Annotated in this window: 10 protein-coding genes; 4 read left to right on the top strand and 6 right to left on the bottom strand. The window is 59.2% G+C overall.

The features are described from left to right. Positions 1-134: 134 nt before the first annotated feature. Positions 135-2,780 (bottom strand): aminopeptidase N, encoded by a 2,646-nt coding sequence (pepN, locus tag HQ945_RS02765; protein ID WP_174207630.1) that lies wholly within the window; start codon positions 2,778-2,780, stop codon positions 135-137. A 276-nt stretch (positions 2,781-3,056) separates the two neighbouring features. Between pepN and HQ945_RS02760 the strand changes: the two genes are divergently transcribed. Then, entirely contained in the window at positions 3,057-3,971 is a 915-nt protein-coding gene (locus HQ945_RS02760; RefSeq protein ID WP_091950308.1) for a DMT family transporter, read from the top strand. Positions 3,972-3,976: 5 nt separating this feature from the next. On the opposite strand, the gene HQ945_RS02755 is transcribed toward HQ945_RS02760, so the two are convergent. The 3 genes from HQ945_RS02755 to HQ945_RS02745 form a co-directional block, all read right to left on the bottom strand. Further along, positions 3,977-5,230, bottom strand: a complete 1,254-nt coding sequence (locus HQ945_RS02755; RefSeq protein ID WP_174207629.1) for an MFS transporter — start codon at positions 5,228-5,230, stop codon at positions 3,977-3,979. Positions 5,231-5,331: 101 nt separating this feature from the next. Next, positions 5,332-6,162: a uracil-DNA glycosylase gene (locus HQ945_RS02750; RefSeq protein WP_174207628.1), complete on the bottom strand. Its 831-nt coding sequence runs from the start codon at positions 6,160-6,162 to the stop codon at positions 5,332-5,334. Between the two features lie 50 nt (positions 6,163-6,212). Next, complete coding sequence (locus HQ945_RS02745; protein ID WP_244532706.1) at positions 6,213-6,824, bottom strand: hypothetical protein; 612 nt, start codon at positions 6,822-6,824, stop codon at positions 6,213-6,215. A 278-nt stretch (positions 6,825-7,102) separates the two neighbouring features. On the opposite strand from HQ945_RS02745, the gene HQ945_RS02740 reads away from it, so the two are divergent. Then, the gene (locus tag HQ945_RS02740; RefSeq protein WP_113282004.1) at positions 7,103-8,770 is read left to right on the top strand and encodes an electron transfer flavoprotein-ubiquinone oxidoreductase; all 1,668 of its coding nucleotides are present in this window, start codon (positions 7,103-7,105) and stop codon (positions 8,768-8,770) included. A gap of 3 nt (positions 8,771-8,773) precedes the next feature. Here the strand turns inward: HQ945_RS02740 and HQ945_RS02735 are convergent, their stop codons facing one another. Next, the gene (locus tag HQ945_RS02735) at positions 8,774-9,814 is read right to left on the bottom strand and encodes an endonuclease/exonuclease/phosphatase family protein (protein ID WP_027229924.1); all 1,041 of its coding nucleotides are present in this window, start codon (positions 9,812-9,814) and stop codon (positions 8,774-8,776) included. A gap of 525 nt (positions 9,815-10,339) precedes the next feature. Here HQ945_RS02735 and HQ945_RS02730 point away from each other — a divergent pair. Then, positions 10,340-10,690, top strand: coding sequence for a VOC family protein (locus tag HQ945_RS02730; RefSeq protein ID WP_091919228.1), 351 nt, complete (start codon positions 10,340-10,342; stop codon positions 10,688-10,690). A 3-nt stretch (positions 10,691-10,693) separates the two neighbouring features. On the opposite strand, the gene HQ945_RS02725 is transcribed toward HQ945_RS02730, so the two are convergent. Continuing rightward, positions 10,694-11,140, bottom strand: coding sequence for a MarR family winged helix-turn-helix transcriptional regulator (locus tag HQ945_RS02725; RefSeq protein WP_027229922.1), 447 nt, complete (start codon positions 11,138-11,140; stop codon positions 10,694-10,696). An 88-nt stretch (positions 11,141-11,228) separates the two neighbouring features. Here HQ945_RS02725 and HQ945_RS02720 point away from each other — a divergent pair, with 88 nt between their 5' ends. Then, on the top strand, positions 11,229-11,996 hold the full coding sequence (locus HQ945_RS02720) for a VOC family protein (RefSeq protein WP_113282003.1): 768 nt from the start codon (positions 11,229-11,231) through the stop codon (positions 11,994-11,996). Positions 11,997-12,002 lie beyond the last annotated feature (6 nt).

The raw sequence follows: 12,002 nt of genomic DNA, 5'->3' as shown, positions 1-12,002 counted from the left end.
TGATTCTTTGTGTCTAGTCCCTTTATTAAATATTTATCAATAGTTTAGGCAAATCGAGGCCGCCGATGAACGACGGATCGTAACACCTTGAAATGACTCGAATTCCCTGATCGCAGGTGGCCCGGATTGCCGGCCTAAGCCAGAGTTCGCTCCACGATATCGCGCACATCCGCCGAAAGACCGCCGACTTTGGCGATATTTGCCAGCGCTTCGCGCGCATGTTCGCGCCGTACCGGCTCGAAGGAGCGCCAGGAGCGCATTGCAGTCAGCAGGCGCGCGGCAAGCTGCGGGTTCTTCTTTTCGATCGTCAGGATCGTTTCGGCAAAGAAGACATAGCCATTGCCATCGGCGCGGTTGAACCCGGTCTGGTTGCCGCTCGAAAACGCGCCGATGAGCGCACGCGCGCGGTTGGGGTTGTCGAGAGAGAACAGCTTGTGCTTCATCAGGCCCTGCACCCTCTGCAGCGCTCCGACGCCGGGTTGCATCGCCTGGACGATGAACCATTTGTCCATGACCAGCGCGTCACTGCCGAAGCGGTCCTCGAAGGCCTTGAGCGCATGGCTGGTCGCATCGCTGCCGCTGAAGCGCTGGACAAGCACATGCAACGCCGCTGCACGGTCCGACATGTTGTCGGCGCCGTTGAATTGAGCAGCCGCCCGCTTCGGATCCGCTTCCGCGACACACAGATAATCGAGGAGGACGTTGCGCAGCGCACGCCGCCCCGCACTTGCAGCATCGGGCTGGAATGGCCCGTCATCGGCGAGCTGTTCGTAAATCTGGGTGAACTTTTCCTCATTGGCTTCGGCGACGGTCTTGATCAGCGCGTCGCGGCTCGCGAGGATCGCGTCGGGGTCGATATTGGCGCCGAGCTCGCGAGCAATATCGCTTTCGGACGGAACGCTCAGGCAAAGCGCGCGGAAAGCCTCGTCCAACACAACATTGGCCGCGATCTCCCCGAGAAGTTTGATCGATGAGCTTTCGATGGTCGCCGGCTTGCCGCCGCGAATACGTTTGGCGTTGCTGGTGAGCTTGCTGTTGAGAAGCTCGGTCAATGCCTGCCAGCGATTGACCTCGTCGCCATCGTTGCGTGCAAGAAAGATGAGGTCAGTCCGGGTCAGCTCACTCGTCATCGTCACCGGCGCGGAGAAGCCGCGCAGCAGCGATGGCACCGGGCGCTCGGCGATGCCCGAAAGGGTGAAGCGTTCCTTGCGCTTGCGCAGATGGATCACGTCGCCATCGACGAGCCCGCCTTTCGCCGACCGCGGCTTGAGTTCGCGGCCCTTGGCACCGAGCAGGCCGAACTTGATGGGAATGTGCATCGGCTTCTTCGACGCCTGTCCGGGCGTCGGCTTCAGCGACTGTTCGATTTCGATCTCGAATGTCTTGGTTGCCTGGTCGTAGTCGTAAGTGACGGCGAGATTGGGCGTTCCCGCCTGATCGTACCAGAGGCCGAACTGGCTGAGGTCTTCGCCGGAGGCATCTTCGAAGACCTTGATGAAATCTTCGATGGTCGCTGCATCGCCGTCATGGCGTTCGAAATAGAGATCCATGCCCTTGCGAAAGAGTTCGGGTCCAAGGATCGTGCGGATCATGCGCACGACTTCCGAACCTTTTTCATAGACCGTCGAGGTGTAGAAATTGTTGATCTCGCGAAACTGGCGCGGGCGCACCGGATGGGCGAGGGGACCGGCGTCTTCCGGGAACTGATGCGCCTTGAGCGCCTTGACCTCGGCAATGCGCTTGACCGGCCGTGAACGCATGTCGGCCGAAAATTCATGGTCGCGATAGACGGTCAGGCCTTCTTTGAGGCAAAGCTGGAACCAATCCCGGCAAGTGATTCTATTGCCTGTCCAATTGTGGAAATATTCGTGGGCGATGACGGCCTCGATGCCGGCATAGTCGGCGTCGGTCGCCGTCTCGGGATCGGCAAGGACATATTTGTCGTTGAAGACGTTGAGCCCCTTGTTCTCCATCGCGCCCATGTTGAAATCGGAAACGGCGACGACGTTGAAGATGTCGAGATCGTATTCGCGGCCGAATGCCTCCTCGTCCCACTTCATCGAACGTTTCAGTGCGTCCATCGCATAAAGCGCGCGCGCTTCCTTGCCATGTTCGACATAGATGCCGAGATCGACATGGCGGCCGGAAGCCGTCGTGAAGCTGTCGTTGATGACGCCGAGATCGCCGGCGACGAGCGCAAAGAGATAGGCGGGCTTGGGATGCGGATCGTGCCAGACTGCAAAGTGGCGCCCATCCGTAAGCGCTCCCTTATCCTTGGGGTTGCCGTTTGAAAGCAGGAGAGGCGCCTCGCTGCGCGCCGCTTCGATGCGGACCGTATAGACGGAAAGAAGGTCCGGCCGGTCGAGGAAATAGGTGATCCGACGAAAGCCTTCAGCCTCGCACTGGGTGCAGTACACGCCGCTCGAGCGGTAGAGGCCAGTCAATTGCCGGTTGAGAGTAGGATTGATCTCCGTGGTAATTTCAAGCGTAAACCTTCCGCTTTCCGGCAGGCCGCGGATCTCGAGTCGCTCCGGCGAGGCCATGTAGGCATTGTCGCCAAGCGGGGCTCCGTCGATGCGGATATCGACAAGCTTGAGTTCGTCACCATCGAGAATGAGCGGTGCATCGGCGCCGACGCCTGCGCGGCGTTCGACGATAAGCTTCGATTTGACAATCGTGCGTTCCGGATCGAGCGTGAAATCCAGATGTGTTTCGGGAATAAGGAAATCGGTCGGCTTGTAATCTTCCAGATGAAAAACCTTGCCGGTATCGGTACGCATAGTCGAAAAATCCTTTGTGTGGTGCGGGAACCTAGAGCAAGTTGCGTCGGTATGAAACCCTGAGGTCAGCGATCACCCGATTGTTTGAGCGCCAAACGCAACGTGATCGGAATTCCATCTGGTGTGCCTGCGAAAACAAGCATATAGATATATCAGTTTCCAGTCCTCATCATTTCGCTCGCCGCCTACCCCCAAGGAATTCCCGTTGTGACCACTATCGTTCACCCGCAAGAAGGTGAACCGCCCGTTGCAGACAAATTGCGTTCGACCAATGCGATGCTCGGAATTGGTCTGAAAGTCGCCTCCGTCTGTGTCTTCGTCTGCATGTCGAGCCTGCTCAAGGCATCGGATGGCATTCCCGCCGGCCAGCTCGTCTTTTTCCGCTCCTTCTTTGCAATCTTTCCGGTCATTGCCTTTATCGCCTGGCAGGGACAGATGTCCGTCGCTTTCAAGACGAGCGAGCCCTTCAGCCATTTCTGGCGCGGCTTCGTCGGCGTCAGCGCCATGAGCCTCAGTTTCTACGGCCTGACCAAACTGCCGCTGCCGGAATCGATTGCCATCTCTTACGCGACGCCGCTCCTGACCGTTGTCTGCAGCGCGATATTTCTGCGCGAGACGGTTCGTCTCTACCGCTGGTCGGCGGTATGCTTCGGGCTCGTTGGTGTCCTGATCATCCTTTGGCCGCGCATGTCCTTCTTTACCGGGGCGACGGAATTTGGCGGCGGCGAGGCGATTGGCGCGCTTGCCACGCTCGGCGGCGCCGGGCTTGCTGCCGTTGCCATGCTGCTCGTGCGCAAGCTCGTGCAAACGGAGCGTACACCCACAATCGTCGTCTATTTCTCGATCGCGTCGAGCCTTATCGCGCTCGTAAGTTTTCCATTCGGATGGGTGTGGCCAACGGGCCTGCAGGCAACCTATCTGATCATGGCCGGGATCGCCGGCGGCGTCGCGCAGATCCTGCTGACTGAAAGCTACCGCCACGCCGACATGTCGACAATTGCGCCGTTCGAATACACATCCATGTTGCTCGGGATTACTATCGGCTATCTGCTCTTCGGTGATATCCCGACCGCGGAAATGATCACCGGCGCGGTCATCGTCATTAGTGCCGGCATCTTCATCATCTACCGTGAGCACCGGCTAGGCCTTGCACGCGCAAGGGCGCGCAAGGCATCGACGCCGCAGGGGTGATTGCCCTACTGCTGCTCGCCCTGAGCCGCTTCGCTTAATGGGTGCAGTTGCAAGGTTTCGGGCGTTTGCGGGCGGTCATGTGGGCGAATGGCGAAATCCGGCCGCGTCGAGGGCGCCTGCGCGGCACGGCGCAGGCTGCGCCAGAACGCGTAGGATCCGTAGGCGGCGTAGGTAATCGCCATCGTCACGAAGAATCCGGACGGGCCGTTCAAGTCCATGAGCCGGCCCGCAATCTGCGGCCCGATCATGCTGCCAACACCGTAGACAATGAGCAGTCCGCTCGACACCTTGACGAATTCGCTCGGCTCGGCGAAGTCGTTGGCATGGGCCACGTTCAGCGAATAGATGGGGAAGAGCACGGTCCCGAAAGCGAACATCAGCGTATAGATGACCCATGGCGTCGTTGGCTGCAGCATGATCATCGTCAATGATATGGCGACGCCGCCAATCCCGGCGACGACCATGACGTAGCGACGGTCGATGAAATCCGACATGCGGCCGATGGGGTACTGGAAAATCGCCCCGCCGATCATCGATGTGGCAATCATCGTGGCGATGCCGAAGGTGGAAAGCCCGATATCGCGTCCATAGACCGCCGATAAGAAATTCCATGCACCCGCGATGATACCGGCAAGCAGCGAGCCGACCAGCGCCGCAGGCGACTTGCGAAAGAGGCCGGGCAAATCCAGCGAGACCTGAGTGAGCGGACGCGGCGACTGCGCATTGGAAAGGCCCGTCGGTATGAGGGCGGCGGCGTAGATGAGAGCGCCGATCATGAACAGCGCCTGTGTCATGGGATTGCCGAATGGCAGGATATATTGGCCGACAAGGAGGCCGATCATCGACACGATCATATAGATCGAGAACACCATGCCGCGCGTCGAATTGGTTACGCGCTCGTTGAGCCAGCTCTCGATGACCATGTAGCTCCCGGCGAGCGAAAATCCGGCCAGAGCGCGAAAAACGGTCCAGGCCCAGGGATCGACGATCAAGCCATGCAGGAGCATCGACATGCTGAGCAGCGTCAGGAGAACGGCGAAGACCCGGACATGGCCGACGCGCCGGACCAGCCGTGGTACCACGATGCAGCCCCCGGTGAAGGCAAGCGCATAACCGGTTCCGAGCCAGCCGATCGTCGTCGGCGACCAGCCCTCCATGCCGGCGCGCAGCGGCAACAGAATTCCCGCGAGGCCCCCCGCCGTCAGCATCAGAAACGTGCTGGTCAATAGCGCCGTAATCGGCAAGAGCTGGAGAAACATCGAAGGATCCTGCGTGTCAGCCTGGAAAGCTACAGGTTTCGTTCGGTCTGCAAGCCGATAATTACGACACTGCCTTTCCAGTTTTGCGCCAAGCCATTGGATTATTCGGCCAGGCTGCGCAACCGCATTTTGACATTGAGGAAATCGCGCCAGGCAAAGCGCTTCTGCGCCGGGTTGCGCAGGAGATAGGCCGGGTGAAGCGTTGGCATCACCGGTATCTCGATGCCGGACGGCGTAAGATGAGTCTTCCAGTTGCCCCGCAGCCGCAAAATGCCCTCGCTGGCATTGGTCAATGCCTTGGCAGCCGGGCCGCCGAGTGCCACCAAAATCTTTGGGTTGGCGAGTTCCACCTGGCGCTCAAAGAACGGACGGCAGATTTCGGTTTCGAGCGGCGTCGGCGTCCGGTTGCCCGGTGGCCGCCAAGGGATTGTATTGGCGATATAGACACTGCTGCGATCAAGGCCGATGGCGGCAAACATGCGGTCAAGCAATTGCCCGGAGCGGCCGATGAAGGGCACGCCCTCCAGATCCTCTTCGCGCCCGGGAGCCTCGCCTACGAACATGACGGGTGCGGCTGGATTGCCATCGGCAAAGACGAGGTTCTTGGCCGTGAACTTCAGATTGCACCCGTCGAAGGCGGCGAGCTGTTCGCGCAGTTCTTCGAGCGAACCTGCCCCTAATGCAAGCTGGCGCGCCATTGCGATCTTCGCATCGTCAGGCACGGACGCCTTGGCGAGCGCCGGCGCGGCTAAGTTGGCTTGAGGGCGTTCAGGAGCCGGCGCGGATGCGGACTTCGCAGGAGGGGACATGGGTGCGACCGACGATGCACGCTTCGCCTCGATCTGCGAGAACCTGTCGACGGGCACATCCTCGAGCGGCGTGTCGACACCGGCCTCGGCATAAAAGTGCAAGAGCTCGCGCAGGTGGGGCAATGGGAAATCCTTTTCCTCTGAAGTCGCAAATTGTGCGGGCGATTGCAAGTTCAAGAGGATGGAATGCGCGGGTCCTGCACCAGATAGAACACACGCTTCGGCGTAAAATCAGCGATTGGAAACTGGAACGTAGCATTCTGGCCGGGATCGAGTTTGCCGCCACTGAACACAAGGCGGTCGTAAGGCTCGAAATCGTCGCTGTAATGGGCAAAGCCCCTCGACTTGACCAGGTCGGTCTTGTCTCCCGGTTGATAGAACGACAGGCCGTCGCCATAGTCGCTCGGCACATTCAATTGCTCCTGCAGTTCGAATTCGAACTCGATCCACGGATGGCCGCTGCCGTTGATCGCCCGAACCTGCAAGTAGAAGAGAATGCCGGCATCCTCGCTGGGATTTGCAAGAGCGACCCTGTCGGTGCGGATGACAAGGGTTGTCGGCGTTGCGGAAGGAAACTCCTCGGTGAGGATGATGGGGTCTTTCAGCGTACCCGTTCCGCTGATCGACCGGATCGTAAAGCCGCCGAGTTCGTCGGAAAATGAATAGGGCCCCGCCACCCAAAGTTCGGGTTCTTCGGCTGCGATTGCAGTGGAAACGGCGGCGGCGAACAGCAAAGCGGCGGCGAGGACGCCTTTGAGCATCGAGATTGCCCGGGGTCGTGTCATCCGGTCTCCAATCATCAAACGATGGGCACCAGCTTCGCTATGTTCGTGGCTAAGTATGAACGAATTGCCGCATCGCGCAACTGTCACAAGGCGGCAGTTGATTGACGTTTACGTCAAGGTAAAATATGAATCGCCGCGCTCGTCGTAACATGAGGGCAATTGGCCGCATCTGGAATGCTTTCTAGGCACTGTCTTGCGGCTATTGTTGCGTTACAAATCGGAAAAACACGGGCAGGAATCGTGTTACGGGGCACATACCAGGTATTCAGGAGGAAAGCATGAGCGAGACACCAGAACTTCCAGAGCGCGAGAGCATGGAGTTTGATGTCGTGATCGTCGGGGGCGGACCGTCGGGCCTCTCGGCTGCCATCAGGCTCAAGCAGATCAATCCTGAACTTTCCGTCGTCGTTCTCGAAAAGGGTGGCGAGATCGGAGCCCATATCCTTTCCGGCGCCGTCGTCGATCCCATCGGCATAGACAAACTGCTGCCCGGCTGGCGCGACGAGGAGGGCCACCCCTTCAAGACGCCGGTAACGGCCGATCATTTCCTGGTGCTGGGACACTCGGGCTCTATCCGCCTGCCTAATTTCGCCATGCCGCCACTGATGAACAATCATGGCAATTTCATCGTTTCGCTCGGCAATGTCTGCCGCTGGCTCGGTACCAAGGCGGAAGAACTCGGCGTTGAGATTTACCCCGGCTTCGCCGGCACCGATGTTCTTTACGATGATAACGGCGCAGTCATCGGCGTAGCCACCGGCGACATGGGCATTGAAAAAGATGGCACGCATGGGCCCGCCTATACGCGCGGCATGGCTCTTCTTGGCAAGTATGTCCTCATCGCCGAAGGGGCCCGCGGGTCGCTCGCCAAAGTGTTGATCAACAATTTCAAGCTCAGCGAGGGCAAGGAGCCGGCGAAGTACGGCATCGGCCTGAAGGAACTCTGGCAAGTCGATCCCTCCAAGCACAAACTCGGGCTCGTGCAGCACTCCTTCGGCTGGCCGCTCGACATGAAGACGGGGGGCGGTTCATTCCTCTATCACCTTGAGGATAATACCGTCGCCGTCGGCTTCGTCATGCACCTGAACTACAAGAACCCCTATCTGTCGCCCTTCGAGGAGTTCCAGCGCTTCAAGACGCATCCGGCCATTCGCGGTACGTTTGAAGGCGGCAAACGCCTTTCCTATGGCGCGCGCGCCATCACCGAGGGCGGCTGGCAATCGGTGCCGAAACTGTCGTTCCCGGGCGGCGCGCTGATTGGTTGCTCGGCCGGCTTCGTCAATGTGCCGCGTATCAAGGGCTCCCATAACGCCATGCTGTCCGGCATGCTGGCAGCCGAGCATGTCGCCGAGGCGCTTGCGGCAGGCCGCGCCAATGATGAACTTATCGCTTACGAGAATGCCTGGCGCTCCAGTGAAATCGGCAAGGACCTGAAGCGCGTGCGCAACGTCAAGCCGATGTGGTCCAAGCTCGGCACCATTGGCGGCGTCATGCTCGGCGGTCTCGACATGTGGCTCAACACGATCTTTGGCGGCTGGTCGCCGTTCGGAACCTGGAAGCACGGCAAGACCGACGCTGCCTCGCTCGAGCCCGCGAGCAAATACACCCCGGTCGCCTACCCGAAGCCGGATGGCATTCTCACATTTGACCGCCTTTCGTCAGTGTTCCTGTCGAACACCAACCACGAGGAGAACGAGCCGGTTCACCTCATCGTCAAGGACCCCGCGCTGCAGAAGTCTTCGGAACATGATGTCTTTGCCGGGCCATCGACCCGATATTGCCCGGCGGGTGTATATGAGTGGGTCGAGGAGGCGTCGGGTCCGAAATTCGTCATAAACGCCCAGAACTGCGTTCACTGCAAAACCTGCGATATCAAAGACCCCAATCAGAATATCAACTGGGTGCCGCCGCAGGGCGGCGAGGGGCCCGTCTATACGAACATGTAGTTCTCAAAGCCCGGCCATCGTGCCGGGCTCCTGATTGCGGAGCATGACGGTCTGCTCGTCCGGTCCATTGTCATCCACGCCCTCTATTGAAAATCGCAGCAGCAGCGGCAGATGGTCGGAGCCGACCGGCTGAAGCGAATCCACCGATTTTGCCGCGATGCGCTCTGATACGAGCACATGGTCGATCGGTAGGCCGATCCAGCGCGCGGCATGGGCAAAAGTGCCATTGATCAGCCAACTTGGACGCAAGCCGTCGACTGGATGCGTGTTGCTGGCGTCGAGGAGGTTCCTGATGGTCTGGCTCCACGGTGCAGCGTTGAAATCGCCGGCAAGGATCATCGGACCGCCAAGGCGCACGAGATAGGGCTGCATCTCCTCGACATTTTCCGCCTGCTCGAAAGGCCAGGGCCAGCCAAGGTGCACGGAGGCTATGAGTGCGCTGCGCCCGCCGAAATCGATGCGCGCCAGCGCCATCAAACTGTTCCCGACGCATTGCGGTGTCGTACCGAGCGCGAAAGGCCGCCGCGAAAGGATGGCAACGCCGCCGACGCGCTTCGTGCTTGGGCAGACGATCTTGTGAGGATATCGTCCTTCAACAGCTTTGAGTCTGGATCGCCAGTCGTCGGATACTTCTTGCAAGGTGATGACGTCGGGCGTTTCGCGCGCGATCGTTCGAATGACTTCCGACTGATCGCGATTGTCGTAGCGAAGGTTGAGCTGCATCAGCTTGAATTCGGGCAGGCCGCCATTCGATGCGGGCTCTTTTCCGCCTTCGGCCGAAGGAGCAGGTGTGGGTATCAATACCGTCCCTAGCGCCGTCAGCGCGAAGACGATCGACATCAGCCCCTCGCGCCATAGGCCAAGGATGAGCGCAGGGATTGCCGAGATGGCCATCAGTACGGCGAGATGCATGCGAAAATGCGCAAAGGCATCGAAGAGCGGATGCGCCGATCCGAAAAAGCCAAGAACCAGCGGCACCGAGATCAGGCTCGGTATGAGGACTGCAGCGAGCCTGAGCCGCGAATGCGATGATGGGGTCGTCATTGGACGCATTAAACCGGCAATTGCGACGCAATCAAGATGATGACTCCAAGAGGGTGTTACGTCCGTGCCTGCAATCGGTGTCAACTTTTTCGCGCAGCATTTGCAACCCTGAATTCGTTGCCGCGCGGCCCCTTTCCCGCGATGTTTTGCACTGTTTGCAGGCAAAGCAGCAGGCACCACGCCAGCCGGTGCATCGGGAAGATTGGCTCCCCGACTGAGGCAACAGCCTTGCTGTCAAACTTGGAGGTGAAGTTATGTGGTTCAGACCACTTAGCATCACTCTGGAAGTGAAAAGAACCCGGACAGGCTGGCAAGTCTGTGTCCGGGTTCATTTTACATAACCAGAGAAAGGGGACGGGCGAAAGTCCGTTCCCACTCCAAAAATAGTATAGCATCCTCTGCTCGGTTTCCAAGATGCAGCGCGTTGGACTTTCGGCGCACGGGAATCGCATTGGGTCTTTCACTGCATCATTCGCGAAGCTAGATATCCATGAGCCAATCTGTACCGTCGAACCGGAGCACTTAATGACCGTCAAGCGCATCGTCGCCAATCTCGCTGTTTCCGATCCTGCCGCCGTTCGGGCGTTTTATGAAGATTTGCTCGGCCTGAATGTGGTCATGGACCATGGCTGGATACTGACCTTCGCGTCCGACGCTACGACCAGGCCTGAGCTCAGTATTGCCAGCGAAGGCGGTTCAGGAACGCCCGTGCCCGACCTTTCCATCGAGGTCGATGATGTCGATGCTCTCTATGCGCGGGCGGTGGCGGCGGGCTACGAGATCACCTATGGCATCACAGACGAGCCATGGGGCGTGCGCCGCTTCTACGTACGCGATCCGTCGGGCAGGATCGTCAACATTCTCGCGCATGCTTGAAGATCAAAGCAACTTTGCCAGATTGCTGAGAAGGCGATCGTGTTCGTCATTGCCGAGAAGCGCCTGAATGTCCTTATGCGTGCTGGTCCATACCGGCAAGACGTCGGACAGGAGCTTGCTCCCGGCCGGCGTGAGCGCCAATAATCGGCTGCGCTTGTCCGCAGGGTCGATCTCCACTTTCACGAGGCCGCGACGCTCCAAAGGTTTCAGCGCTGCGGTCAGTGTGGTGCGGTCCATGGCAAGGAGCGATGCCACCGAACGCAGGTTCGGCGGCTGCGGACGGTTCAGCGACATGAGCAGGGAAAACTGCCCGTTGGTGACATCGTAGGGGCGCATCGCCTCGTCGAAGCGACGGGCAAGGGCGCGCGCCGTCCGCTGCACGGCAAGACACATGCAGGTATCACGGACATAAAGGGTGGTTTCGAAAGGGACGGAAATCGGCTTTGACATGGCCTATATATGTTGATATCAACCTAAATGTCAATATTTAATCACGAGATCCCGATATAGTCCGGCCAATCATGGAGGAGGTACTAACATGACCACACCCGGCAATTTCATTTGGTATGAATTGATGACCACCGACGCCGAGGCGGCAGAGGCTTTCTATGGTGATGTCGTCGGCTGGGACCCAAAGGATTCCGGACATCCCGACATGCGCTATACGTTGCTTAACGTTGGCGCCGCGCCAGTGGCGGGCCTGATGACGATACCGGACGACTGCGGCCCGGACATGAAGCCAGCGTGGACTGGCTATATCTGGGCGCAGGACGTCGATGCGAAGTCGAAGGAAGTCGAGCAACTCGGCGGCAAGGTTTATCGCGAGCCGGCGGATATTCCCAATGTTGGCCGCTTTGCAGTTGTCGCCGACCCGCAGGGCGCAACGTTTCAGCTGTTTGCGCCAAGCATGACGGACCAGGGCGATATGCCGAAACCGCCGGTGCAAGGCACGATCGGCTGGCATGAGCTTAACACCGAGAACTGGCAAGGCGCGTTCGACTTCTATTCGAGACTCTTCGGCTGGACCAAGGACCAGGCAATTGATATGGGCGATATGGGCACTTACCAGCTCTTCGCCGCCGGTGCCGAAGCTGTCGGCGGGATGATGAACCGGATGGACAAGTCGGTCCCGCCAATGTGGAATTTCTATTTCTGCGTCGACAACATCGATGCGGCGCAGGAACGGGTGACGAGCAAGGGCGGCAAGGTCCTGTTCGGGCCGCAGGAGGTACCGGGCGGCGCCTTTATCCTCCAATGCCTTGATCCGCAGGGCGCGATGTTCTGCCTGGTAGGCATGCGCAGCTGAGCCAGA

This window comes from Phyllobacterium pellucidum, from assembly GCF_013327855.1.
GTDB classification, from domain to species: Bacteria; Pseudomonadota; Alphaproteobacteria; order Rhizobiales; family Rhizobiaceae; genus Phyllobacterium; species Phyllobacterium pellucidum.
The sequence above is the reverse complement of the archived record's forward strand: the minus strand, read 5'-3'. Positions and strand labels throughout refer to the sequence as shown.